This is a genomic window from Streptomyces sp. CNX435, from assembly GCF_059570575.1.
Window position 1 is genome coordinate 292,328 of the sequence record NZ_JCANTA010000004.1, and the last position, 26,003, is coordinate 318,330.

The following is a 26,003-nucleotide window of genomic DNA, read 5'->3' on the forward strand; positions in this document are numbered from 1 at the left end:
CAGCGGGGTCTAGGAGTGCGAGGCGCAACTGCCTGATCGACCGCCAAAGTCCGCGGCCAGCGCCGCGTAGATGTACTCGCTGCCCCAGCGATCCCCATCGAGGTCGTTCTCGACCAGGTGCGCCTCCCGACGCATCCCGAGGCGCTCACAGACCCGCACAGACCCGGTGTTCTCCACATCCAGCCGTGCGTAGAGCCGGTGCACGCCCAGCCTGTCGAAGGCAAACCCGGCCAGCACCACGGCCGCCTCAGTCGCATAGCCGTGCCCCTGGTGACGTGGGTCGACAGTCCAGCCGATCTCGGCCTGGGCGGCGCGGGCATCGGCCAGGGTGAGCGTCACCTCGCCAAGGAGGCCGGGCTCATCGCGTCGGCACACAGCAAGCGCCAGCTTGTCCCCGTCGGCGCACCAAACCGAGTGCGCCGCGCGCTCGGCCGCAACCTGCTCGCTGCGCTCCCGCGTGTGCGCCGGCCGATACAAGTAGCGCGCCACGCTCGACAGGCTCTGGTAGGCGTACAGGTCGTCGGCGTCGCCGGGAGTGAACAGACGCAGCGACAACCGGGGCGTGGTCATCGGCAGCAGTGAGGCGACGTCCATGCGGACCTCCGGGACGCGGATTTGGATCAAGATGCAGAACTGATCGTCGCATCACGACTGACGGACAGCCACGCCTTTTCCACAGCAGCGCCCGACAGCCCCACTCCACCACGAGGCACGGCATTCCAGGAGTTGTGTACTGACCCACGCTCCTAGCTCGCGCTTGCGGGTGGCGAAGAACGACCCTGCCAGGGCGTTGTCCCAGCCCCCCGGTCCGCGCCTCGGCAGCGCCGATCCGCAGGACGGGCCCGTCGTCCAGTCCCAGCACCACGACGAACCCACCCGTGGGCGCCGGCTCGGCCCGGACGCTGCGTACCGTCTGCCACCGGCCCAGCACCCTGACCTGCCGGCCGGGTTGAAGCGTCACCGCCGCCACCTCCCGCTCGGCGGGGACGGCCACGATGTCCGACGCTTTCAGCTCCGCCCAGACCGTCTTCCCGATGCCACACGCGCGTTCCTCTACGCCCCAGCGGTGGGCCAGGGCCTCCACGACAAGCAGGCCACGCCCGCCGGTCTCGTCCCCGCCCGGACGCCGCACCTCCGGCGTACCGTCCCCCGCGTCACTCACCTCCAGCCGCAGCAGCCCGTCCCCTTGGGAGTGCGCGATGCGCACTCCCACCTGCCGGTCAGGCGGGACGGGGACCCGCAGGGCGTTGGTCACCAGCTCGGAGAGCACCAACTCTGCGGTGTCGACGACGTCCCGGGGGACGTGCCACTCGCCGAGTGCCGCGTGCAGCAGTGCCCGCGCTCGGGGGACGGTGCTGCGGCGCCGAGGGAGGCGGAAGGTGATCTCGCGAGCATTCGGCTGCTCGGGCTGCATGGCCAAAGCGACCCCCTGAAGTTCATGGCGGACTACCTCGCCACGGCGAGGCATGACCGGGTCAACCGGCATTCGCAGCGTAGATTCCATGCAAAATTGCATAGAGCCTTTAGGGCGCGATTCACTCTTTCGAGGCGACTACCCCGTCTCCCGGTCCTGCGGCTGGTAGGCAGTTACCCATGCCTTCTGTGAAGCCCTCCACCATGCTCGGCAGACAACTCGGCGATGAACTCAAGCGACTCCGTGAAGTCGCAGGCGTGTCCATGACCGAGGCCGCTGACGCACTCGACTGCACCAAGGGGAAGATCAGCCGCATGGAGAACGGCCACGTCCCCGTCCGTGGACCTGACCTCAACACCCTGGTGACCACCTACAGGATCGAGGATCAGGAGACCCGTGACCGCCTGAGCGCGCTCGCTCGACAGGCCAACCGCCGTCGGCGCGACGGCTGGTGGCACCAGTACGGCTCCGTGCTCGGTGACGCCTACCGGGACCAGATCGAGCTGGAGGCCATCTGCGACCGGGTACGCACGTACGAAGTACAGCTCGTTCCGGGACTTCTGCAAACTGCCGAGTACGGGCGCGCAGTGACAGTCGCCTCCCGGGCCTGGCAGACAGCCGAGGAGATCGACAGCTTCGTGAACGTACGCCTGGCCCGCCAGCAGCGACTCACCGACGAGACACCGCTGGAGGTGTGGGCAGTACTGGCAGAAGGAGTCCTCCACCAGCACGTCGGCGGCCCCACGGTAATGGAGAAGCAATTGCGGCACTTGCTGACGACGGCCGAGCTGCCCAACGTCACCATCCAGGTGCTGCCGTTCGCACGCGGCGCCCATTCAGGTATGTTCGGCCCGTACCTGGTGCTGACCTTCCCCCAGGTGGCATCACTCGACCTCGTGCTGACCGAGACCCCGACCGGGAACATCTGGGTAGAGCGGGAGCCCGACGTCGCCTACTACCGCACCCTCTTCGACGACGCACGCACCACCGCGCTTCCTCCGACGGAGTCGCACGCGCTGATCCATCGCATGGCGAAGGAGTACCGACCATGAGCCGTGGCCACGGCATAGCCACCGCCCTCGCGGACGCCGCATGGCGCACCAGCAGCTACAGCGGCGGGCAGGGCAACTGCGTCGAAGTAGCTCAAGATCTCCCTCACGAAGTCGCGGTACGTGACAGCAAGGACCGCGAGGGCCCGGTACTCGTCTTCAGCCGCGACGCATGGGCCACCTTCCTCGACCACCTTCGCTGAGCCGACCAGGGTGGACGCCGGCGCTGCAGCGTGAACGCGGTAGGGAGTGGGCGGGCGCCAGAGCTCATTCAAGGAGTGATCCGCTACGGAATGTGACCCTGCGATTTCCGGGTCAGGTGAAGCCGGCGCTCATCTGCAGGGAGGGCAGCATGACGGTTATGGCCGGCCGACCAACTGACGCCCCCGGCGCAGAACTGATCCCCCGCCCGGAGCGGACGCCGGACGCCCTACATACGGCTCTCGCACAGGTTGCCCCGCACCGCCTCGCCGAGATGGAGCAGCAGAAGAACGAGGCGATCGCCTTGTCGGTGAACTCGGGCTCGATCGCTCCGCTGCGCGGCTTCTTGATCACTTGGGCCACCCACATCGAGATCGCGCGGCACGTCGGCACGGCTCACCGGTTGCGCGTCGCCGAGCGCGCTACTCAGACCCTGGACCGGGACGATCCCGCGTGGAAGATCGCGATGGACGACATCCGGGCGATCTTCGATGCAGCCCGCACGGCGGTGGGTGGTGCATGACCTGGGCTTGGGAGTACGAGCCCAACGAGCAATTCGTCATCGGAGGAGAGAGCCCCGTTCCGCCGGCCCTGGTGGTCACGAGCGCGTATAAGTCCTTCAGGTCACCGCCCTCTGACCAGCGGAGCGCGGCCACCCCGCCCCCGGCTAGCCATAACCACCCCCGGCGCCGGCCGGGCTCTAACGTCGCCGTTTCGGTTGACGCTGGTGACTGCGGGCCCTTCCAGCCTCAGACGGGATGCGTCCGTCAACTTGCGGACCGCCGACCGCGTCACAGAGGAAGAAGATCCGGGGCGCCAAGCCTGCGCATCAACGAAGAGGCCGCACAGCTCCCCAGAAGCTGTAATAGTTTCTGTACTAGACTTGCCCTCATGAAGTCACCCCGCCCCGGCGGCACGGAGAACATCTCCGTCTCGATGCCATCGGAACTCCTCGGTGCTCTGCGCACGCGCACCGGCAAGCGCGGCGTGTCCGCCTACGTGACCGCGGCGGTCCGGCATCAGCTCGCGATGGACGGCCTCGCGGAGATCGTGGCCGCCTACGAAGCCGAGCACGAACCGTTGAGCGAGGCCGAGGTCCAGGCCGCGCAGCGCGAACTGTTCGGTGACGCACCGGCACCGTACGCGTCCGGCGACAGCGCCGCATGAAGGCACCCGCGGCCAGGTCCCTGGTCCTTGACGCCCAGGCGCTGTCGCTGCTTCTGCGCAACGACCGCCAGATGATCACCCGGATCGAGGCCGCACGGCGCGTAGGCGTGCCTGTCCTCGTGTCGGCCCTGACAGTGGTGGAGGCCGTCTACGGGAAGACGGATACCGCCCGGCTGCATGGGGTGCTCTCCCGGCTTCAGGTGCAGGACGTCACTCAGGCGGACAGCCTTACCGCGGTGCAGTTGCTGAGCGACGCCGGGGGCCTGCACGGTCACAAGTACGCCATCGACGCTCTCGTCGCCGCGATGGCGCTCCGCGTCCCGGCGCCCGTCCTGGTGCTGACCTCGGACCGCGACGACTGGTCGAAACTGTGTGGCGATCGCGTACAGATCAAGGATGTCTGAGCGTGACGTCTCACCCAGCACGCCACCCGACCTGCTGATCTGCGGTTCTTCCCGGGGCAGCGGGGCGGCCGTTCTCCACGCCTTCGAGGTGTCGAGCCACGAAGGACAAGAGAACGGCCGCCGCGTGTGAGTCTCCCGGTCCGGCGCTCACTGTCAGCCGGCGCTGCCTTCCCGCAGGGTGGTCTCGGCCCGGTTCCCGGCGTAGTCCTCGATCTCGGCGGTCACCTTGCTGTCCGCGCTGGACAGCGTGACCGACAGTGCGTCCAGGGTGGTGCGGCCGCGGATCATGCGGTCGCGCTCGCCCTGGCTGTACGTGGTGTCGAACGGGATCGGCTCGCCGTTCTCGTACACCGTGAGGGTGTGCCAGTCGGCCAGGGTGGGCTGGGTGAGCCGGAGTGAGGTTCCGGACAGCTCGACGGCGGACTTCGGGTACGGCTCGATCTCGGTGTCGGCGAAGCTTCCCGTGGCCGCGACGGTGCTGCCGGCGCCGGCGGGGTCCACCGTGGCGACGAAGGCTGCGCCGTCGGCCGGAGTGCCGCGGAAGGTGGCCGAGGTCTCGCCGCCGCCCGGGGCGAGGACGATGCTCCGGTGGTAGCCCGACCGGTCTCCGTCCTCCGCTGCCAGGGTGACCACGCCGCCCGCGGGGACGGGCTCGTCCCAGGCCACGGTCACCGTGCCGGCCTCGGAGGCCCGGGCGGTGACGTCACCCGGGCCGCGGGTGAAGTCGTACGGGATGGTCGCCGGCTCGCTCTTGCTGCCGTCCTTCCCGACGGCCACCAGCTGGAGCGTTCCCTTGGTGCCGGTGAAGTGCTTGGCGTAGAGGTTGTCGTCGTAGACGCCGCCGAGGTACTCGCCGTCGGCGTAGACGTCGTAGCGGACGACGTCCTCGTAGTCGTCGAGGTCCCACCCCAGGTACAGCTCGTCGGTGGCGGTCAGGGCCTGGTCGATGTGGAAGCCGGTGGGCGCGGCCGGGGTGTGGTCGGCGCCGTCCGTGAGCGTGAGGGCGCCGAGGTTGACCTGGAAGTCGTCGATCGGGCCGGCCTCGGGGGCGAGGCCGAGCCCGAGCGTGGAGACCGTCTCGCCGGCGTACGCGGAGAGGTCGGCGGTCGCAGTGCGCCAGCCGTCGCCGGCGGCTCCGGAGTTCTCGGACTCCTCGATCGGCACGCGGACGGTGTCGTCCGGGTCCGACCCGAGTACGAGCGCGAGGCTCAGCCCGGCCTCGTCCGCGCTCGGTCCGGCATAGGTGAGCTTGACCTTGGATCCGTCCTTCACCCGCAGGTCCGTCTGGTACAGGCGCAGCACCGCGTCACCGGTCAGCTTGCCGCTCACCGCCAGCGAGGAGCCGCCCTCGTACGCGCCGACCGGCTGGTAGTCGAAGCGCTCCGCGGGGACATAGTCCGGGCCGTAGTCGTAGTCGGCCTTCAGGCCGTCCGCACCGTCCCCCTGAAACCACCACTGCCAGGTCACCGGCGTGTCCTGGATGCCGATGTTGCCCCACTCCTGCTCGCCGGCCTGCACTCCGTCGCGCCAGTAGCCGAGGCCGTGTCCGGTGTTGAAGGTGGTGGCGAACGTGGACCCGGTGACGGCGGTGCGCTCGGCGATGTAGGAGGACATGCCCTGCCACTCGCCGTCGGCCGCCGAGCCGGTCCCGGTCGCCGTGCCGGTCCACCACCGCCGCTCGCGGTCGAAGACCGCCGCCTGCTTGGCGTCGTCGGTCTTGTGCTCGTAGTCCGAGTGGACGAAGTCCGCTCCGAGGGTGGCGATGGCGTTCATCGGTGTGCCGTCATCGCCGAGGTTGTCCCGCAGGTCGTACGGCTGGTCGAACTGGTACATGCCGGCCTCGACCCCGGCGAAGACCTGCGTGCGCGGGTTCACGCCGACGGACTCGGCGTAGGCGGCGGAGTCCGTGAGCTTCTCGTGATCCCACCAGTAGTTGAGGAAGACCGAGTCGGCCAGCGGGCCGCGGTCGTCGTTCTGGACGAACGGGGCGTTCCGCTCGGTGAATTCGTTCTCGTAGAGCTTCTCGCCGGTCCCGGCGTCGACCGAGTCGTACCACTGCACGTACAGGCCCTCGGCGCGCAGTGCGGCGAGGAAGTCCATGTAGTCGTCCACGTCCTCGGCGGCGACGCGGCTCTGCTCCTGGTTGATGAAGTAGCCGTCGAAGCCGAAGTAGTCGGCGACCTCGGCGAGCTTGCGCGCGGCGGGGAAGCCGCCGTTCTCGTCGCGTACGAGCAGCTCGCTGTAGGACTGCGGGCCGCGGTCGTTGTCCGAGAAGAAGACGGTGCCCAGGGACCGGGCACCGTTCTTGTGGGCGGCGTTGGTGTAGCCGGGGTTGGGCAGGTTGACCGCGCCGAACTCGAACCAGCGCTGGGTCCACTCGGCGGCGGGGTCGTAGTACTCCTCGGGCACGCCCTCGGTGGGCATGCCGTGCCAGGAGGCGTACGCGTCGGTGTACTGCCAGTAGTTGAAGAGGTACTGGCTGAACTCGTTGGTGTACGGGTGCGATTCGAAGAACGCGTTGCCGTAGTCGCCGGCCAGGGTGAGCATCTGGGTCTCGGCGGGCAGTGCGGGGTCGCGCTGCGTGGCCGGGTCGGCGTCGGCGCGCTGCTGCAGGGGTATCCGGGCGCGCAGCCTGTCGGCGTCGGTGTCCGTGCGCGGGTCCCAGTCGAGGAGAGAGGTCGCCGAGTAGCCGTGCTGGTACGGCTGGTTCGCTCCCTTGGCGCTCTCCCCCTCCCACGGGAGGGTGTCGGACGCCGACGCCAGAGGCACGCTGACGAGCGTCGCGGTGAGGGCGACGGCGGCGAGTACCGTCCGCCGTCGGGGTACGGGTCTGGCCATGTCTCTCCTTCGAGGGGGATCCCCGCCTTCAGGCGGGGAGGGAATCCGGTCCTGAAACAGCGGGCTGGACGGTGCGGGTCAGACCCTCCACGTGCAGCTCGGTCACGGCCGTCGGCGCGCCCGGGTCTGCGAAGACCCGGGCGGCCGGGATCGTGAAGGTGATCTCGGCCGTCGCGCCGGGTTCGATGGCGAGCCGCCCGAAGGCGAGCAGCTCACGGATCCGGGGCGTGCGCCTCCCGCCCGTGCGGTGGGCGAAGACGGGGATCGCCGTCCCGCTCGGCTCGTCGGACCGGTTCGCCGCGGTCACGGTCACGTCGACGACGTCCGGCCGGACCGCCGCGTCCAGGTCGACGACGGCCACGTCGTGGTAGCCCAGGCCGAATCCGAACGGGAGCAGCACCGGCTCCGGGGCGTCGCGGTAGACGTCCGCCGCGCTCTGCCTGTCGTTGTAGCGCACCGGGACGGCCGCGGGGTGCCGGGGCAGCGTCATCGGCAGCCGCCCGGTGGGCTCTGCCGCGCCCAGGAGCGCGTCGGCGGCGGCCTCGCCACCGTACGGGCCGGGATACCCGGCCCACAGCACCGCGTCGCAGTGCGCGAAGGCGACGGTCAGGACATGTGGCCGGCCGGAGACGACGACGGCGGTCACGGGCGCGTCCGTCGCGCCCCGGACCGCCCGCAGGAGGTCGTCCTGCCCGGCCGGCAGCGAGATGTCGGCGAGGTCGACCCCCTCGCCGCCGGTGGCTTCGCCGGCCCGTCCGGCGATGGCGCCGTTGTCCGCGAAGGCGTCGTCGTAGGAGCGGTGGCTGGTGCCGCCGATCACCGCGACGACGGCGTCGGCGCCGGCGAAGGCCGCCGCCCCCACGTCGTCGAAGGTCTCGCCGACGGTGACCTCGGTGCCGGGCAGCGCGGCGCGCAGCGCCTCGGCGACGCTGCGGCCCGCCCCGGTCGGCAGCGGCGGTACGTAGTCGCCGAGCAGCGCGGGGACGTCGTCGGCGTAGGGGCCGACGACGGCGACCCGGCGCAGCCGGCCGGGGTCGAGCGGCAGCACGGCGGTGCCGTCGCTGCCCCGGTCGTTGCTCAGCAGGACGAGCGACTCGGCGGCGAGCCGCCGCGAGGCGGCGCGCGTCGCCTCCTGGGCCGCGGTGAGGCGGACGACCGACCCGGCGGCGTCGGGGCGTACAGGACGACCGGCCTCGCCAAGGAGCCCGAACCGGTCCTTCAGCGTCAGCACCCGGCGGCAGGCGGCGGCGAGGGCGGCGGCGACCTGCCGGTCGGCGGCGGCCAGGGCGGCGAGGCCGGCGAACGACTCGTCCCACAGGGAGATGTCCACCCCTGCCAGCAGGGCGGCCCGGGCGGCGCTCGGCAGGTCTCCGGTCATCCCGGCGAGCCGGTCCACGGCGAGCCCGTCCGCCATCACGATGCCGTCGAAGCCGTGCCGGCCGCGCAGGTAGGTGGTGAGGAGGTCGTGGTCGGCGCAGCAGGGGACGCCGTCGATGTCGTTGTACGCGGCCATGAAGCCGAGCGCCCCGGCGCGCAGGCCGGACTCGACGGGCGGGAGGTGGATCTCGGCGAGGTCGTGCGGGCCGAGGTGCGCGGACTGGCCGTTGCGTCCGCCGACGGCCTCGCCCTGGGCGGCGAGGTGCTTGAGGACGACGGCGACCCCGCCGGCACCCACGCGGGAGCGCGCCTCGCCCTGCATGCCCTCGACGACGGCGCGGGTCATCTCGGCGGCCAGCAGCGGGTCCTCGCCGTAGCACTCCTCGCCGCGTCCCCACCGGGGGTCGCGCAGCACGTCGAGGGCCGAGACGAGCGCGATGTGGACGCCGCTCGCCTCAAGTTCGGCGCCGACGCCGCGGGCGGCCTCGGCCAGGGACTCGGGCCGCCACGTGGCGGCGGCGGCGAGGTTGACCGGCAGAAGGGTGCCGCCGAGGGCCTGGTGCCCGTGCGGCGCCTCCTCCACCAGCAGTGCCCCGATGCCGTGCCGCCCTGCCGCGACGACGGCGTCCTGTACGACCGCGGCGGCTTCGGCCCGCTCCTCCGGCCGGATGCCGTTCACCCACGACCGGCCGGACCAGGCGTCGGCCCGGAAGAGACCGTACAGGGCGCCGAGCCCGCCCCACCGTTCGATCTCCTCGCGGGCGTAGCCGGTCAGCCGGAAACGGCCGCGCCGGTCCCGTTCGACGGCGCGCCAGCCGTAGAGGCGCTGGTTGACCTGGCCGGCCTGCTCCTCGACGGTCATGGCCGCCAGCAGGGCGTCGACGCGCGCGTCCCCGGCGCCGGCCTCGGCCTCGGCCTCCCCGGCGCCCGGTGCCCCCGGCCCCGTCACGTCGCCTCCGGCGCGAGCGCCGCGCTGTCGCTGACCGCGGAGTAGAAGCTGGTCCCGGTGGCGTCGGGCACGTGCACGGCGGTGACTCCGCGTGCCGCCAGGTCGTCGGCCGAGGCAACGGTCTTCGAGGTGGCCACGGCCGGCCTGCGGCCCTGATCCGCCAGGTCCATCCAGGCGGTGAAGACCGCGCCGCCCGGCGCGAGGTCGGCGCGGTGGACCGGGACGTCGGCGTCGTCGACCTCGACGACGACGGCCTCCCGCCGCGCGGCGGGCCCGGCGGCGCGGCGCAGTTCCTCCGCGACGTCGGCGAACGCGCGGCCGACGGGCTTGACGTTCCCGTCGGTGTCGAAGAGGCCGAGCGAGTACTCGAGTTCGGGGAAGTCCGCGAGCTTGCGGTCGACGTCGTGGGAGCACCACCACGTCACCCCCCACAGCGCCGGGCTGTCCGCGGCATGGCGGACGGCCTGCTCGCAGAACGCCGGCGCTTCGGACGCGTCGAGGCAGTTGAGGGGCGCGCCGATCTCCTGCAGCCACACCGGCCGGTCGGCGTCGGTGGCGAACGCGCGGGCGAGTTCGATGAGGTACTCGCCGTGCCGCACGCTCTGCGCCGACATGCCGCCGTAGCGCTGTGCGGTGCCGTTGAAGATCCACGAGTGGATCGCGGTGAGGTCGCCGAGCCGCGCCGCGTGCGTGGGCAGGAACGGATGGTCGTCGAGGTACCAGACGGCGTCGTACTCGGCGTGCAGGCGCAGGGCCCGGCCGTCCGCCGGCACGGCGTCCAGCAGCGTCCTGATCCAGTTCTCGGCGTGCTCGGACGACGCGCGCATCGGGGCGGGGTGCGGATCGCCGGAGAACTGGTTCACCTCGTTGCCCAGGGTGAGGCCGAGGTAGTTCGGGAGGTCGGCGAGGGCGCCGTGCAGCGCACGGGCCAGGCCGGCCTGTGCCTGCAGGGCTCCGGCATCGGTGAACATGTTCGTCGCGTGCCAGGAGGTCAGCCATGCGGGCACGAAATCGTAGCTCGACATGTGTCCCTGGATGACGTCGACCGACGCGTCGAGACCTGCCTCTCCGGCGAGCCGGACCAGCTCGCGCACGTCCGCGAGCGCCCGCGGCCGGATGAGCGTGCGGTTGGGCTGGAGTATCGGCCAGAAGGGGAAGATCCGGACGTGGTCGAGACCCAGCGAGGCGATGTCGTCCAGGTCCCGGCGGAACTCGTCCCAGTCCGGCTCCAGCCAGGAGTAGAACCAGTCCTTGCGCGGCGTGTAGTTCACGCCGAACCGCAGCGCGGTCATCCCTTGATGCCTCCTTGTTCGAGACCGCGCATGAAGAATCTCTGCAGGGCGGCGAAGAACACGATGATGGGTACGAGCGCGACGATCGTGCCGGCCGCGATGAGTCGTGGGTCGTCGTAGAACGTGCCCTTGAGCATGTTCAGCCCGACGGTGAGGGTGTAGTTCTGCTCGTCGGAGAGCACGATGAGCGGCCAGAGGAAGTCGTTCCACGAGCCGACGAACGCGAAGATCGCGACGACCGCCATCACGCCCTTGACCTGCGGCACGCAGACCCGCAGGAAGCGCTGCCAGATTCCGGCGCCGTCGAGCACGGCGGCCTCTTCTAGCTCGTCGGGGATGCCTGCGAAGGCGTTCCGCATCAGCAGCACGTTCAGCGGTGCCACGAGCGTCGGGAGCGCCACGCCGAGCAGGCTGTCGGTCAGGCCCGCGGACCTGACGAGCAGGAACTGGGCGATGATGACCGCCTCGACGGGCACGAGCAGCGCCGCGACGAAGAGCGCCGTCACCAGGCCGCGGAAGCGGAAGCGCAGCCGGGCGAGCGCGAATCCGGCGGCCGTGGCGAACAGGACGTTCCCGCCGACGACGAGCAGGGCGACCAGTCCGGAGTTCAGCACGAACCGCAGCACGGGAACCCGGTCGAGGACGCCGGTGTAGTTGTCGAGCGTCGGGTCGGACGGCACCAGCTGCGGCGGCTGCGAATAGAGGTCGTCGTCCGGGCCCTTCAGCGACAGCGAGAGCTGCCACAGCAGCGGTCCCGCGAGCAGGACCAGCATGAGGACGAGGACCGCGTACCGTACGACCGATCCCGTGGCGATGCGCCCGCGCGGCCGGCTCATCGGTCCCTCCTCTGCCGGTTCTGTGCCACGAGCTGCAGCACGAGGAGGACGGCCATGATCGCGAACATGACGAGGCTGATCGCCCCGGCGTAACCCGTCCGCGCCTGGAGGCCGGTGCCTTCCCGCTGGATCAGCATCGTCATCGTGAGGTTGTCGCCGCCGGTGCCGCCGGTGCCGTCGGTCAGCACGTAGACCTCACCGAAGACACGGAAGGCCGCGATCGAGGAGAACAGCCCGATGAGGCCCATCGTGTTGCGGACCCCGGGCATGGTCACGTGCAGGAACTTCCGCACCGGGCCCGCTCCGTCGACGGCGGCGGAGTCGTACAGCGACGGGTCGATGTTGGCCAGCGCCGCCAGGTAGATGACCATGTAGTAGCCCATGCCCATCCAGATCGTGACGAACATGGCGCTGAAGAGCAGGAGCCAGCGGTCGGTGAGGAACGGGACGGGCTCACCGACGGCCGACACCCAGCCGAGCACCGCGTTGACCAGACCCCGCCGGTCCAGCAGGTTCGTCCACACCAGGCCCACGATGACCGGGGACATGATCACGGGCAGGTAGTAGCTGGTCCGGAAGAACCCCAGAAGACGGCCCTTGCCGGCCACCAGCGCCGCGAGGATCAGCGGCAGGACGACCATGACCGGTACGACGCAGATGACGTAGAGCGTGGAGTTGAGCAGCGCCGTCCTGAAGCGCGAGTCCCCCAGGAGTTCCCGGAAGTTCTCCACTCCGATGAACCCGCCGCCGCGCAGCAGGGTGGCGTCGGTGAAGGAGAGCAGCAGCGTGTTGAAGAAGGGGAAGAGGACGAACGTCGTTATGACGAGGAGCGCGACGCCCAGGAAGAGCCATGGTACGTACCAAGGGCCCTGTGCCCAGTGCACGCGCCGGGCGGGGCGTCCGCGGCCCGCCCGGCGCACCCCCCGCCCGGGGGCGGTGGCCGTATCGGTCACTGCTTCGCGAGCCGGTCGTTGGAGTAGTCGACGGCGTCGTCGAGGGCGTCCTTCGCGGTCTTCTTGCCGAGCAGCGCGCCCGCGATCTCCTCCCGCAGGTTCTCCACGTCGGGGCCGCCGGAGAAGGCCGGCGGCCACCACACGACGGCCTCTCCGACCTGCTCGGCGGCTTCGGCCCGGAGCCGGCCCTCGTCGGTGCCGTCGTCCTTGGTGAAGTACGGGTTGTCGAGTGTGTCCGCGGTGGACGGGAAGACCGACGCCTCCTTGGCGAAGGCCATCTGGTTCCCGGGGTTGGTGACGAACTGGGCGAACGCCTTCGCGGTCGCGGTGTTCTCCGACTCGGAGTTCACCACGAGGGATTCGAGGTACATGTTCGGCGCGGTGTTGGCGATGAGCGGACCCATCGCGACCGCCTTGGCGACGTCCGGCGCGGTCTTCTTGAGGTCGCTCAGCGTGTAGGAGCTGCCGGGGAGCCAGCCGAGTTCACCGGATTTGAACGAGTCGAGTTCGCCGGTCTGCAGCGCGTTGAGGGACTCCTCCGTGAGACCGCTGTCCTTGTACAGCGCCTGGTAGCGCTCGACCAGCTCGACTCCCTTGGCGTCGTTGAACGTGAACTCGGTGCCGTCCTCGTTCATCAGCTCGGCGCCGTACATCCCGAACGTCTCGATGGTGGGCATCCGCCCGATCATGGAGATGCCCTCGTCGCCGCAGTTCTCGGACATGACGGCGGCCTGGTCGAAAAGCTCGTCGTAGCTCTCGGGGAGCTTCTTCGGGTCGAGACCGCACTGCTCGAACAGGTCGGTGTTGAAGAACGACGGGCCCGTGTTGAGGTACCAGGGGTAGCCGTAGGTGCCGCCGTCGATGCCGTCGAACGTCATGGCGTCCCAGGCGGTCGGCAGATAGCCCTTCTCGGCCTTGGGATCGGCTTCGGCGACGTTGAGGAGCATTCCGGCGCCCGCCAGCGTGTAGGCCGCCTCGGGGCCCATGTCGACGACGTCGGGGAGGTTCCCGGCGGCGGCGTCGGCGGAGAGCTTGTCCTGGTATCCCTCGGCGGGCTGGTCCACCCACTTCACCGTGGTATCGGGGTACTTCTTCTCGAAGGCGTCGACGAGCCCGTCGAAGTACTTCTCGTAGCCGCCCTTGAGGTTCCACGTCTGGAACGTGATCTTGCCGGCTATCTTCCCGTCGGCGTCGGAGTCGCCGGAGTCGGAACTCCCGCCGCCTCCCACGCCGCAGCCGGTCAGGGCGAGGGTCAGGGCCGCACCGGCGGCGACGCTCGCGGACGCCCGGCGCTTGGTTCTGCTCATCGGGGTGCTCCTTTGCGGTCGGCGGAGGGCGTCAGCCGGAGCGTGACGACCTGGAAGGGGTCGAGGGAGAGTCGGTTGCCGTCCTGCAGCGCGCGCCGGATGCCGCTGCCGGCGGTGAGGTCGCGTTCGAGGAGGTCGGTCTCGCGTACGGCGGCGTCGGCGCCGAGCACATCCGCCCACCGGAGGGTGGCGGTGGCCCGGCCGCCCTGGGCCTCGTAGACGCGGGCGACGAGGTCGCCGCTGCCGTCGTCGGCGAGCTTGACGGTGTCCAGCACGGGCAGTCCCGTGGCCTGCGTCAGCCGCAGCAGCGGCTCGACGGCGGGCAGGTTCTCGACGACGGGTGCGCCCAGGGCGTGGGCGGCGGCCACGGTCGCGGCGTGGTCCTCGCCCGGGACGACGGCCCAGCGGATCCGGTGGACGCCGAGGTCGGTCTCGGGGTCGGGGAAGGTGGGCGCGCGCAGCAGCGACAGCCGTACGACGGCGCCGCCGCCGGGTCCGCCGAGGCGGGTGACGTCGCAGCCGTAGACGGAGTCGTTGACGACACCGATCCCGAAGCCGGGCTCGGCGACGTGCACGTAGCGGTGGGCGCAGTCCTCGTAGTGGGCGGCGTCCCAGCTGGTGTTGGCGTGGATGGTGCGCTCGACGTAGCCGAACTGCGTCTCGTGGCGGGCGGTGGTGGTGTGCACGGCCAGCGGCAGCGCGACCTTCAGCAGCCGCTCGCGCTCGCGCCAGTCGGCGTCCAGCTCCATGGCGAGCTGCCGCTCGCCCGGCGCCAGGCTCAGGCTCAGGGTGAGGCGGGAGCCGCCGGGCAGGCCCGCGGTGTGCTCCACGGTCACCTCCGCCGTGCCGTCCTTGCGGGTACGGGCCGTCACGGAGACGGGCTCGGTCAGATCGGTGCGCATGCGGGCCGCGTCCCGGTCGATGTCCCAGGCGTCCCAGCGGACCGGCTCGTCGCGGTGCAGCTGCAGCACGCCGAGCGGCTGCCCCTCGGGCACCAGCTCGCGGCCGGTGGCCGCGTCGCGCAGCGAGACGACGTGGCCGGCCGCGTCCACGACGGCGCGGAGCAGGCCGTTGTCGAGTTCGTGTCCGCCGTTGTCCAGCGGGGTCAGCCGTACGGCCTCGGCGGCGGCAGGGCCGGAGGCAGAGGCAGCCGGCGCCGTCTCCCACGCGCCGCGGCCGGCCCAGGGCAGGGGGGAGAGGATCCCGGCGGTGCGGTCCGTGGCGGCGGCGGTGCCGGATCCGGCCAGCCGCGTACAGGAGCGGTCGATCAGGGCGGTGAGCCGCCCGGTCAGGTCCTCGTACGTGGCGCGGGCCTCGCGGTGCACCCAGGAGATGGACGAGCCGGGCAGGATGTCGTGGAACTGGTGGAGCAGCACCGTCTGCCAGATCGCGTCCAGCTCGGCGGCCGGGTACTCCGCGCCGGTGCGCACCGTGGCGCTGGCGGCCAGGTACTCGGCGGTGCGCAGCAGGGCCTCGCAGCGGCGGTTGCCGGCCTTCATGGCGTGCTGGGAGGTGAACGTGCCGCGGTGCAGCTCCAGGTACAGCTCGCCGACCCACACCGCCGCGCCGTCGCCGAACTCGTCCTCCACCTCGGCCGCAGCGTCGGCGAAGAACGCGGCCGGCCCGCGTACGGCGACGCGGGGGGCGCCCTCCAGGTCGGCGAAGCGGGCGGCGCGGGCCAGCATCTCGCGGGTCGGGCCGCCGCCGCCGTCGCCGTAGCCGAAGGGCACCAGCGAGTGCGAGGAGGCGGCCTTGTCGCGGAAGGTGGCGACGGCGTGGTGCAGCTCGGCGGCCGTCACCTCGGCCGCGTAGGTGTCGGCGGGCGGGAAGTGGGTGAAGACCCGGGTGCCGTCGATGCCCTCCCACCAGAAGGTGTGGTGGGGGAAGGCGTTGGTGTCGTTCCAGGAGATCTTCTGGGTGAGGAACCAGCGGAAGCCGGCCAGCCGGGCGAGCTGCGGCAGCGCGCCGGAGTAGCCGAAGCTGTCCGGCAGCCAGACCTCCTCCGGCTCCACGCCGAACCGCTCGGTGAAGTACCGCCGGCCATAGGTGAACTGCCGGACCATCGCCTCGCCGCCGGGCATCGTCGTGTCGGACTCCACCCACATGCCGCCGACGGGCACGAACCGGCCCTCGGCGACCCGGGCGCGGACCCGCTCGAACAGCTCCGGGTAGTACTGCTCCAGCCACGCGAACTGCTGCGCCGACGACATCGCGTAGACGAAGTCCGGGTCCGAGTCCATCAGCGTCAGGACGTTGGCGACGGTCCTGGCGACCTTCCGGACGGTCTCGCGCAGCGGCCACAGCCAGGCGGCGTCGATGTGCGCGTGGCCGACGGCGGTGACCCGGTGGGCGCTGGCGTGGGCGGGCTTGGCGAGCTCGGGGGCGAGCGCCGCCCGCGCCCGGGGCACGGTGGCGGCGAGGTCCTGTTCGTCGGCGGCGTCGAGCGCCGCGTCGACCGCGCGCAGCAGCCGCCAGTGCCGGGGCTCGTCCTCGCGTACCTCGGCCGCGAGGCCGCCGGCGACCTCCAGGTCGCGCACCAGCTCCCACAGGTCGGCGTCGAAGTCGCACACCTCGGCGCGGGCGAGGCGGTACAGCGGCGCGGGCCCGGCCGTGAGCTTGTCGCCGAGCGGCGTGGTGACGAACGGGGGCAGGCCGAGCACCAGCGGGTTGGCGGCGGCCTCGACGTAGACGGTGAAGGTCCCGTCCGCGCGCAACACCCGGGGCGAGGCGCCCGGGCCGGTCAGCCGGAGCCAGCCGCTGCGCGGATGGATCGCCTTGATGACCGAGCCGTCCGGCCGGTGGAGCATGCCCTCGGCCTGGCCGCCCACCGAGTGGTCCTCCCAGCCGAGTTCGAGTACGAGTTCGGTGATCCGCCGGGGGTCGCGGCGGGCCTCCTCGGGCACGGCGCCGTCCACGCGGAGCCAGGTGGTGCCCCAGGCCGGGCCCCAGGGGTCGCCGGCCGCGAGCGGCTCGTAGACGGGGGTGGACCGGCCCGGCAGCGGCGCCAGGCCCAGCGCGTGCGCGGCGGGCACGGGCTCGCCGTCGCCGTCGACGGGCCACGCGGAGACGTTCACGGCGGACGACCGCGTGTGGATCCGGGGCACCAGGCGCTGACGCAGGGCGCGTTCCAGCCGGTCGAGCGTCGTACGCGGCGCGTTGTGCATGTGTGCTTCCCTGGCCGGATCGTGATGGGTAACGAGCTGACCGGACACTAAGGCGCTTAAGTTGCCGGTGTCAACGCCTTCCGGACATGAGATTCCGGGACGTGAGATTCCGGGGCGAGCGGCGGCGGGACGCGCGGGCGCCCGCCGCCGGCGGGCGTCAGCCCGCGTCGGCGGGCGTCTCGCCGACGGTGCTGGCCCGCGGCACCAGCGTGGGCACCCGCTCCTCGAAGTCGGCCACCCGCTCCCCCGCCAGGACCTCCAGCAGGCGCTCCGCCACGTCGGCCCCGAAGCCGGCCGCGTCGCGCCGCAGCGCGGTGAGCGCCGGCTGGAGCACCGTGCACACGGGGGTGTCCTCCCACACGACCACCGCGACGTCCTCCGGGATGCGCAGCGACATCCGCCGGATGGCGCCGACACCGGCGACGGCGAGCACTTCGTTGTCGTAGATCAGGGCGGTCGGCCTGGGGTCGCCGAGCAGCGTGGACGTGGTCGCGGTGTCGCCGGCGCCGGCGGAGAAGTCCGTCGCGTGGCTGCGGCAGTCCGCGATGCCGAGGTCGGCCGACGCGCGCAGGAAGGACTCGACCCGCCGGTGGACGTGGAGCAGGGCTATCGGCCCCGACAGGTAGGCGATCCGCTCGTGACCGGTCTCTTTGAGATGACGCATGATGGACGCCATCGCCGCCGCGTCGTCGATGGACACCGACGGGACGACGCCCGCCGGGTCCGGCCCGCCCGCGATCAGCGCGGGCAGTCCGAGTTCCGCCACGGCCTCGGGGCGCGGGTCGTCGCGCCGCAGGTCAACCAGTACGACGCCGTCGACCCGGTGCTCCCGCTTCCACATGTGGTAGACGTCGACCTCCTCGTCGACGGAGTCCACGACCTGCAGCAGCAGGGCGTACCGCCGACGGCTCAGCACCGCCTGCATGCCGGTCATCAGCCGGTGGAAGAACAGCTCGGAGCCGACGTCCTGCGCGCTGCGCGCGATGACCAGGCCCACGGTCGCGGTGCCGGCGCCGGTGAGCGCGCGCGCCGCGTGGTGCGGCGCCCAGTTGAGTTCGCGGGCCACCTGGAGCACGCGCTGCCGGGTGGCCTCGGACACGCCGGGCTTGCCGTTGAGCGCGAAGGAGGCGGCGGCCTCGGAGACGCCTACCCGGTCGGCGATGTCGCGCAGGGTGGGACGGCGCGCATCGGTTCCCATGTGAAGCCCCATCGTGTCGAGGGTCGCTCATCGTAGACCTGGCCTGCGGACGAGCGGAGCGCCCGGAGTGTGGTTGCCCCGGCAACTTTAGCGCTTTACCTGTGGCTTTTCGGCCACACCCCGGCCACCCGCCACGACGCCACGGGCCGGGCCCGCCGGCTGCCGGCCGGCGGACGCGCACGGCGTCAGGCCGCGTCAGGCGGCGTCAGGCGGTGTTCCCCGGACCGAACGTGCCGCGGCCGGAGCCGGCGACGTAGCGCGCGTAGCCGTCGCGGACGCCCTCGAACCGCGGGGACCGCTCGCCGTCGGGGCCCGCGCCGCTCGCCAGCGGCGGCCGGTCGCCTGTGACCGGCACCAGGACCTCGGCGGTCACGTTCACCGGCACGTCCACGGAGACGGTGGTACCGTCGGCGGCCGTGCGCCACCGCACCCCGACCGGGCCGCGCTGGGTCGGCACCGTGCCGGCGGCGTGGGTCAGCGCGGTGTCCCGCGGCGGGCGGATCCGTACGGCCGCGGCGCCGGGCGCGGTGACCGTGACGCCGAGCAGCACCTGCTGGACGTCGACCAGGGCCGTCGAGCCCCAGCCGTGCGAGAGGCTGTCGCCCCGCTCCGGCGCCTCCCAGGACTCCCACGTGAAGGTCCCGCCCCGGGCCAGGACGTTCGCCCAGCCCCTGGTGCCGGCGTCGGTGAGACGGTGCAGCACCTCGCCGTCGCGGCCGGCCCGGTGCAGGGCGGTCAGCAGCCAGTTCGCCGTCATGGGCCCCATCTCAAGGCCCAGCGCGACGAGGTGGTCGGTGAGGGCCGGCCAGTCGCTCTCCGGGGCGACGCCGAAGGCGATGGCGTAGGCGCCGGCGATCTGGGAGGCGTGGGTGCTCTGCGCGCCCTCGGCGGTGAGCCCGTCGACGTAGATCCCGTCGGGCCGCCGCAGCCGTGCGTTGACCGCGTCGCGCAGCCGGTCGGCGTCGGCGCGCAGGGCCCGGGCCTCGGCCTGCGGCCGGCCCAGCTCGGCGGCGGTGTCCGCGGTCCGGCGCAGGACGTCGACCGCGAGGATGCTCACGGTCGTACGGGCCGCGGTCTCGGTGTCGTAGCCGTACCGGACCGGCCAGTCGATGATGCCGCCCAGGTAGGCGCCGGAGCCGCCGGCGAGGTTGGTGACGAGGCCGGTGTCCGGGTCGACGTAGCGGCGGACGTAGTCGGCGACGGCCGACATCACCGGGTAGGCGTCGCGCAGCGTCGTACGGTCTCCGGAGTTCAGGTAGTACTCCCACACCCAGCCGGGGTACATCTCGGTGAAGTCGGGGATGTCGCGCTTGCCGTCGCCGTTCGGATAGACCGCGTTGAGCCTGCCGTCCGGCCAGTGGCGCCGCTGCGACTCGGCGAACTCCCGGATCGCCTTGCGGGTCAGCGTGCGCTCTCCGTAGCCCGCCATCAGCGCCCGGGAGATGTCCACCGAGTCCGCGAGGAACTGCCCCTTCTCGCGGGTGGGCGTGTCCAGGAACTGCTCCTGCGCGCTGTACACCGCCGACCTCCGCAGCAGCGTGAAGACCGCGTCCAGCGTCTCGTCGGAGCTGTGGAGCGTCGCCGCCCTGCCGGGGTCCACGTCGGTGTGCTGGACGACCGCCGACACCGAGCGGGCGTCCAGCGGCTCGCCGGGGTTGTCGATCTGCAGATACCGGAACGCCTCGTAGGTGAACGCCTCGAACGTCTGCGGGCCGTCGTGCTGCACGTAGCCGTACGAGAGGTCGGTGTCCTGGTTGTCGTCGGCGGAGTTCGACACGCTGCCGTCGGCGGTGAGGACGTAGCCGGCGTGCATGGACACGTCCCGGCCGGCGGTCCCGGCGCGGAAGCGGATCACCGGCCGGGCCGGGACGACCTTGCCGAAGTCCACGACCACCGCACCCGAGTCGAGCGTGGTGACGCTCACAGGGCGCACGTCCTCGAAGGCGAGCCGGGGCTCCTGGCCGCGCAGCCGGGTGAAGGGCCCCGCCGGGTGCGCCCCGACGACCTGCGGCGCCGCCCAGGCGCCGGCCGCTTCGAAGCCCGGCTCGTCCCAGCCGTGCAGCTGCCGCGCGAGCCGGCCGTCGATGTGCTCGACGTAGTCGCCGCCGTCGCCGTTGCGGCGCGGGGCCGTGAGCCAGGGGGCGCGGGCGACCTGCCAGGAGGCGTCGGTGACGACGACCTGGCGGGAGCCGTCCGCGTGGTCGACGACGAGCCGGGCGAGCAGTCCGGGTGCCGCCGCCGGCCGGCCCTGGCCGCCGCCGTACCAGTGGACGAGCACGCCGACGGCCGCCGGAGCGCCGGCCCGCAGCGCGTGGGTGACGTCGGTGGCCTGGTAGTAGCCCTGGTCGGGGTGGTTGAACGCCTGGCCGCGGTCGACCGGCTCGCCGTTGACGCGCGCCTCGTACTGGTGCTGGGACGCCACGTACAGCCGGGCGCGTACCACCGGGCTCGCGCCGACGGCGAACTCCTTGCGCGCCAGGGTGTAGTCGTCCGGCTCCTCGGTCGTCCGCCGGATCCACTCCGCCTGCCAGTCGCCGTCGGCGATGCCGGTGTCGAACGACGCGGGCGGTGCCCACGGCGACGCCTGCCCCGCCCGGTCCCAGGTCCGCACCGTCCAGGTGTACGTGGCGCCGGGCGCCAGCTCGGCGCCGGCGTACGGCACGTACGACTGGAGGCCGGAGTCGACCCGGCCGCTGTCCCACACGGGCTGGGTCGGTGTGGGACGGCCGCCGCGGGTGGCGAAGACCCGTATCCGGTAGGCCGTCTGGATCTCCCCGGTCCTGCTGTCCCGGGGCAGCCAGCCGAACTGCGGTGTGCCCTCCACGTTGAGCGGCCGCGCCCGGTCGCCGACGGTCAGGCCGGCGGGCGCGAGCGGCGCCGCCCGACCGTCGTCCCCGGCATCGCGGGCGGCGCCGGAAGCGGCTGCTCCGGACGCCGCGCCGAGGGCGACCGCCGCGCCGCCCGTCGCCAGGAACGTACGCCGCGACCATGGTGTTGCCATCTGTGCCTCCTGGGCTGCGTGTGGTGGCCGCCGGTCACCGTGCTCAGCGGCCCGCCCCCGCGTCGGCGAGGACGGCCTCCTTGACGGCGCCCGGGTCGCGCACGAGCCGGTAGTCGTACACCTCGGCGGGCTCCCATCCGACGTCGGTGGTGAACTCGCGCGTGGCCCACTCCGGCACCGGCTCTCCGTTCGCCTCCGCCTCCGCGACGGCCTCCGCCCTGGCGGCCTCGAACTTGCGCTTGGCGATGCCGTCCGCGTCCACGGGCGCGTCGTTGAACGTCGAGCCGCGGTCCGTGAACTCGTTGCCCTTCCAGTTGGCGAGGACGACGTCCGCGGAGGCGTCCGGGCCCGACTGCTCGAAGGCGTTGTACTCGGAGACGATCTTCGATTCGATGCCGCTGCCCAGGAAGTAGCCGTCACCGCCCCGGTCCTGGCTGACGAGCGGGTAGTCGGGGTCGTCGGTCGCACCGGTGAAGTAGTTGTTGAACACGTGGACTTGACCGAAACGGACGCGCGGGCTGCGCTGCAGGGAGTCGTCGAAGAGGTTGCCGTGGTACGTGACGCGCAGGTGGCCGCGGTCGCGGTCGCCCTTGCCGTCGCCCGAGCCGACGAGCATGGTCTTGTCATGGCCGAGGAAGGCGCTCGACGAGACGGTGACGAGGTCGGTCCCGTCCTCCATGTCCAGGAGCCCGTCGTGGCGCTGGACGCGTTCGCCGTGGAAGCCGACGGGTGCCTCGCTGTCGGGGAAGCGGCCGTCGCTGAAGGTGCAGTGGTCGATCCACACGTTGCGGCCCGTCACCATCGACAGCGCGTCGAAGCGGGCGTTCCAGGCGCCGTCGTCCCCGTCGGCGGGGTCCCAGTTGGTGAAGTAGTCGACGGGCGCCTCGAAGTGGAGGTTCCGGATGACGATGTTCGAGGTGGCCCTGATGCTGAGGTAGACACCGAGGAGCCGGGCGTCGTCGCCGAGGCCGAGGATGGTGGTGTTGCTCGGCACCTCGGTCTGGATCTGCGCCTTCTGGTTGTTGGAGCCGGTCTGGCGCAGCTTGCTCTGCTCGTCGCACCAGGGGTGCGCGTCGTCGCTCCAGCCGGTTCCGTCGGGGCCGAAGCAGGCCATGAACTTGTCGATGTCGTAGCCGGGCGCGTAGTCCTGCTCGCCGAGGATCGAGCCGTCGGCGGCCTCGGCTCCGTCGATGGCGCCGGACACCTGGATCACCTTCGGCCCATCGGGGTTGCCGCCGTTGTCGAACGCGGCCTTCAGCTCGGCCCAGGTGGTGACGGTGTGGACGCTCTCCGGTGGCGCACCCTCGCCACCGGTGGTGCCGTCGCCGGTGGCGGCCCAGCCGACGGGGACGTCCGCCGCGGACCCGGCGGCAGGCCCGGGCAGCAGCACGGCGCCCAGCGCCACGGCACACATGAGGGCTGTCCTGGCCTTCCGCATGACTCACTCCTGTCGTCCCTCGGGTATGGACGCGGTACGGCTCTTCGACGCGGCCCTGGCCCGTTCGCCGGCCGGGCGGGGGCCGCCGGCCGGTCGCCCTCGCGGGCGGTTCGGCGACCGGATCCCCGCTCGGTCTGGCACGCCCGGCCGCTAGGGCGCCCGGCTCAGCCCCTCCCACCGGACGTGCCACGTCCCGTCCGCGGGGAAGCCCGGCGCATCGCCCTCGGCGCCGTCCCAGCCGGCCGCCATCATGGCCACCGCGTACAACAGCCCGCCCGGTCCGGGGAAGTACGGCGTGGGGACCCGGGTGCCGCCGACGGGATAGCCGGCGTCGTCGAAGGCGAGGTTCTCGTGCAGCAGGAAGTCCACCGCGCGCCCGGGTTCGCCGATACGCGCCGCGCTCATGGCCAGCATCGGGAAGTCCCAGCCCCACGCCTGGTCCCACGCCCAGACGTCCCAGACCTTGTGGGCCGTGGCGCGCGCGGTGTCCACGTCGGCTCCGTCGCCCGGCAGCCAGCCGTAGACGCCGGTCACCGCCGGGTGGTCGTCGACGTAGTCGGTCCACATGTTCTCGGCGCGCTCGTGGGCGACGTACAGCCCGTCTCGTACGGGAAGCTCCGCCAGGCCGGAGCGCACGGCCTCCCACCGGGGCTCGGGCGGCAGCCCGAGACGCCGCCGCCACTCGGCCGCCAGCCGCAGGCCGAACCGCCAGTAGGACAGCTCGAAGGCGCCGTTGACGGTGTCCCTGGGGTCGCTGTTCTCCGACACCAGGTGCAGCGGCGGGCCGAGCACGTAGCGGCCCGACTCCTCCCGGTGGGCGTAGGAGGCCATGAAGTCGGCGGTGGCGAAGACGACCTCCTGCCACTTGCGCAGGGTCCGGCGCCGCGGATGGGCCCGGTAGTCCAGCTCGGCGAGGAAGACGGGGTGGGGCTGCTGCCAGATCAGCAGCGCGTTGATCTCGCCGGGCCCCGCCCGCCCGCCGGGATCGGTCATCTTCGGCCAGCGGGCGCCGCGATAGCCCTGCTCGGCGGCCCGCTGACGGGAGGAGTCCAGGAAGCTGCCGTAGACGTCGACGCTACGCTCCAGCAGCGGCCAGCGGTTCCACAGCGCGTAGTGGGCCCCGTGCCACCAGTACATCTCCATGTGGAACTTGCCGTACCAGCCGTTGTTCACCAGCCCGGACTCCTGCGGCGGGCTGCCGCCGGCCTCGTTGACCGCCATCAGGTACTGGCTCACCACGATCCTGCGCTCCAGCTCCCGCCACCGCGCATCGGTGCTCCGCGAGAGATCGACCGCGCCGCCGGAGTTCCACAACCGCGGCCAGGCCCGGGCGCTGGCGTCGGCGACGGCACCCGCGGCCGGCACCTGGGCGGCCTGCTGGGGGGCGAACAGGCAGGTCAGCTCGATACGTTCGGACGGCCGTCCGTGGTGGCGATCACCCAGCAGGAGGTAGCGGTGCGGCCGGCCGGGGACGGGTGACGGCGCCCGGGCGCCCGTCCAGGCGAGCCCCACGTGGTAGGCGGCGTCATCCAGCGTGTGGGCGATGTCCGCACGGCCGGGACCGACGGTCTGCAGCCGGGTGGCGTGCGCCTCGGGGCGATCCCACACGCCCACGTAGGGCGCGGAGAACTTGTCCTTGCCGCTGGCGTAGGGGAAGTCGAGGAAGACCCCCAGCCGGCCGTCGGCCACCAGCGGGGAGTCGATCTGCACGGCCACCGCGTCCAGGTCGGGACAGCAGCTCGTCACCACCGACACCGCGCTGCCCTCAAGGGTGAAGCGGCTGTGCAGGATCCCGGTCCACAGGTCCAGCTCCTGATGCCGGTCCCGCAGGTCGGCCTCCGCCGCCTCGGTGCCGTCGGCGCGCAGCAGCCGCAGCCCGATGCGGGCGAGGTTCATCCGGTTCGGATTGGCCCGCAGCCACTCGGAGATCGCCGGATGGTCCGGGTCCTCGATGTCGTAGCGCACCGGCCGGCCGTGGGTGTCCCACACCTGCCCCAGATAATCGGCCGGGGTCTCCCCGGGCGGCAGCGGGTCCGTGTGCCAGCCCCAGTGAGACATGGTGGCAAAGGGCTGGAACGTCTGCAGACCGGTGATGTCCGCGCCGAAGGCGAACTGCCCGTTGCCTACTTGCAGGGGCGTGTCCGGGCTGCCGGCGGTGCGGATCACGGGATGCCGGGCGACGACGGCTCTGCGGTCGATCCGGCCGGGCGGCTCTTGCCCCCGAGGGCGGGCGGCGGCGTCACCGACCCGCCAGCCGGCGACGACCGCGGCCGCGGCGCCGGTGACGCTGGTGCGTACGAAGGTCCGACGGTCGACTGCCATACATACGCCCCCGGGGCCGGAGTCATGTCGTCGAAACGCCTGCTGAAACGTTTCGATGAGGACCGTAACAGCCGGGCAGCCGACCAACAATCCCCGCGGCACGTAGTCTTGCGCGGGGGGAGCTGCTCACGGTTGGGGCCGTAGGAGTCACCGCTTGGCAGCCTCCGGGCTCAGCGGTCGGCTCGGTGAAACGATATAAGCAAGCGCTTGTGTACGACGCTTTGGAGCGCGACGTACTTCGGCTCGTGCTTGACCCCGACCAGCACTCGGCGCAGTGGCCCCGGGCCGGTGCGGTGGAATCCGTGGAGACGTGTCCGGGCGGGGGAGGGGGTCCTACGCTGGGCTCCGTCGCCGCCGTGGCGGCACTCGGGGAGGGACAGCGTCGTGCATCTGATCGAGTTTCCGCTCGCCGGCGACGGTGCCGGCAGCGTTCGCGTCGAGGCGGACGAGGAAGCGGACGCCATCGTCCGCGCCGGCCGGCCCGGGGAGGTCGCGGCGAGCGCGGGGCGGACGCTGCAGGACGCCCTCGACGGCATCCGCCCCGTGGCGGCGGCCGTGCACGAGCGGTTGCGCGCACTGCCGGCGGCGCCGGACCGGGTGACCGTCGAGTTCGGCGTCAAGCTGTCGGCGGAGGCCGGGGTGATCGTGGCCCGGGGCACGGCGGAGGCGAACTTCACCGTGACGCTGGAGTGGGAATCCGGACAGGGCGGCCCGCGGGACCGGGACCGCGACCGCGGCGCCTGACCGTCCGGACGTCCCGCTGCGGACTGGCGCAAACCATACGGTGGCGCCGCGGGCGCGCGACGCCCTCTGTTGCGCCCGTCACTGACGGCGCATCATGGCCTCAGGGCACGCGTCGGCTCGAGACAGGGGGTACCGCGAAGTGGAGCGGTACGAAGAGTTCATGGAGACGGAGCTGGTGGACGTGGCCGGACTGGCGCTGGACGAGGTCCTCCTGTGCGATACGGCCGCACTGGAGGATTCCGCCGGGCGCGTCCTGCTCCAGGTCGACCTGCCGAAACCGCTGGTGGCCACCAGCAGCACCGAAGGCGGAGGCAACTGCTGAGCCCGGGCCGGCCGCCGGCAGCTCCGG

The 26,003-nt window shown here is 72.1% G+C and carries 19 protein-coding genes and 1 pseudogene; 7 read left to right on the forward strand and 13 right to left on the reverse strand.

Features of this window, described 5'->3' with window-relative positions; genetic code table 11:
* Positions 1–9 precede the first annotated feature (9 nt).
* Positions 10–594 (reverse strand): GNAT family N-acetyltransferase, encoded by a 585-nt coding sequence (locus T328_RS10300; protein WP_496495629.1) that lies wholly within the window; start codon positions 592–594, stop codon positions 10–12.
* 421 nt (positions 595–1,015) lie between these two features.
* Positions 1,016–1,516, reverse strand: a pseudogene (locus tag T328_RS10305) (ATP-binding protein); the annotation flags it as partial.
* 77 nt (positions 1,517–1,593) lie between these two features.
* Between T328_RS10305 and T328_RS10310 the strand changes: the two are divergent.
* The 5 genes from T328_RS10310 (at position 1,594) to T328_RS10330 (ending at position 4,235) form a co-directional block, all read left to right on the forward strand.
* Positions 1,594–2,466, forward strand: coding sequence for a helix-turn-helix domain-containing protein (locus T328_RS10310; protein ID WP_496495630.1), 873 nt, complete (start codon positions 1,594–1,596; stop codon positions 2,464–2,466).
* A complete protein-coding gene (locus T328_RS10315) occupies positions 2,463–2,666 on the forward strand; it encodes a DUF397 domain-containing protein (RefSeq protein WP_496495631.1) in 204 nt (67 codons plus the stop codon). Before T328_RS10310 ends, T328_RS10315 begins: the two co-directional genes overlap by 4 nt.
* Positions 2,667–2,815: 149 nt before the next feature.
* On the forward strand, positions 2,816–3,187 hold the full coding sequence (locus tag T328_RS10320) for a DUF6247 family protein (protein WP_496495632.1): 372 nt from the start codon (positions 2,816–2,818) through the stop codon (positions 3,185–3,187).
* 368 nt (positions 3,188–3,555) lie between these two features.
* Entirely contained in the window at positions 3,556–3,831 is a 276-nt protein-coding gene (locus T328_RS10325; protein ID WP_093723595.1) for a hypothetical protein, read from the forward strand.
* Positions 3,828–4,235 (forward strand): type II toxin-antitoxin system VapC family toxin, encoded by a 408-nt coding sequence (locus T328_RS10330; protein WP_496495633.1) that lies wholly within the window; start codon positions 3,828–3,830, stop codon positions 4,233–4,235. The genes T328_RS10325 and T328_RS10330 overlap by 4 nt, the downstream gene beginning before the upstream one ends.
* 153 nt (positions 4,236–4,388) lie before the next feature.
* Here T328_RS10330 and T328_RS10335 read toward each other — a convergent pair whose 3' ends face one another.
* The 11 genes from T328_RS10335 to T328_RS10385 all read right to left on the reverse strand — a co-directional run bounded on the left by T328_RS10335 (position 4,389) and on the right by T328_RS10385 (position 24,910).
* Positions 4,389–7,073, reverse strand: a complete 2,685-nt coding sequence (locus T328_RS10335) for an endo-beta-N-acetylglucosaminidase (RefSeq protein WP_496495634.1) — start codon at positions 7,071–7,073, stop codon at positions 4,389–4,391.
* Positions 7,074–7,101: 28 nt separating this feature from the next.
* Positions 7,102–9,399: a glycoside hydrolase family 3 N-terminal domain-containing protein gene (locus T328_RS10340; RefSeq protein WP_496495635.1), complete on the reverse strand. Its 2,298-nt coding sequence runs from the start codon at positions 9,397–9,399 to the stop codon at positions 7,102–7,104.
* Complete coding sequence (locus T328_RS10345; protein WP_496495636.1) at positions 9,396–10,691, reverse strand: glycoside hydrolase 5 family protein; 1,296 nt, start codon at positions 10,689–10,691, stop codon at positions 9,396–9,398. The genes T328_RS10340 and T328_RS10345 overlap by 4 nt, the downstream gene beginning before the upstream one ends.
* The gene (locus T328_RS10350) at positions 10,688–11,527 is read right to left on the reverse strand and encodes a carbohydrate ABC transporter permease (RefSeq protein ID WP_496495637.1); all 840 of its coding nucleotides are present in this window, start codon (positions 11,525–11,527) and stop codon (positions 10,688–10,690) included. The genes T328_RS10345 and T328_RS10350 overlap by 4 nt, the downstream gene beginning before the upstream one ends.
* Positions 11,524–12,411, reverse strand: a complete 888-nt coding sequence (locus T328_RS10355; RefSeq protein WP_496495638.1) for a carbohydrate ABC transporter permease — start codon at positions 12,409–12,411, stop codon at positions 11,524–11,526. The genes T328_RS10350 and T328_RS10355 overlap by 4 nt, the downstream gene beginning before the upstream one ends.
* 65 nt (positions 12,412–12,476) lie before the next feature.
* Positions 12,477–13,787, reverse strand: coding sequence for an ABC transporter substrate-binding protein (locus tag T328_RS10360; protein ID WP_496495639.1), 1,311 nt, complete (start codon positions 13,785–13,787; stop codon positions 12,477–12,479).
* Positions 13,784–16,951, reverse strand: coding sequence for an alpha-mannosidase (locus T328_RS10365; RefSeq protein ID WP_496495640.1), 3,168 nt, complete (start codon positions 16,949–16,951; stop codon positions 13,784–13,786). The genes T328_RS10360 and T328_RS10365 overlap by 4 nt, the downstream gene beginning before the upstream one ends.
* A gap of 157 nt (positions 16,952–17,108) precedes the next feature.
* A complete protein-coding gene (locus T328_RS10370) occupies positions 17,109–18,149 on the reverse strand; it encodes a LacI family DNA-binding transcriptional regulator (protein WP_496495641.1) in 1,041 nt (346 codons plus the stop codon).
* 205 nt (positions 18,150–18,354) lie between these two features.
* Positions 18,355–21,150: a family 78 glycoside hydrolase catalytic domain gene (locus tag T328_RS10375; RefSeq protein ID WP_496495642.1), complete on the reverse strand. Its 2,796-nt coding sequence runs from the start codon at positions 21,148–21,150 to the stop codon at positions 18,355–18,357.
* Positions 21,151–21,193: 43 nt separating this feature from the next.
* A complete protein-coding gene (locus T328_RS10380; RefSeq protein ID WP_496495643.1) occupies positions 21,194–22,588 on the reverse strand; it encodes a pectate lyase family protein in 1,395 nt (464 codons plus the stop codon).
* A gap of 150 nt (positions 22,589–22,738) precedes the next feature.
* Complete coding sequence (locus T328_RS10385) at positions 22,739–24,910, reverse strand: hypothetical protein (protein ID WP_496495644.1); 2,172 nt, start codon at positions 24,908–24,910, stop codon at positions 22,739–22,741.
* 384 nt (positions 24,911–25,294) lie between these two features.
* Here T328_RS10385 and T328_RS10390 point away from each other — a divergent pair, with 384 nt between their 5' ends.
* The gene (locus T328_RS10390) at positions 25,295–25,654 is read left to right on the forward strand and encodes a CU044_2847 family protein (protein ID WP_496495645.1); all 360 of its coding nucleotides are present in this window, start codon (positions 25,295–25,297) and stop codon (positions 25,652–25,654) included.
* Between the two features lie 139 nt (positions 25,655–25,793).
* The gene (locus T328_RS10395) at positions 25,794–25,976 is read left to right on the forward strand and encodes a hypothetical protein (RefSeq protein WP_496495646.1); all 183 of its coding nucleotides are present in this window, start codon (positions 25,794–25,796) and stop codon (positions 25,974–25,976) included.
* Positions 25,977–26,003: the final 27 nt, after the last annotated feature.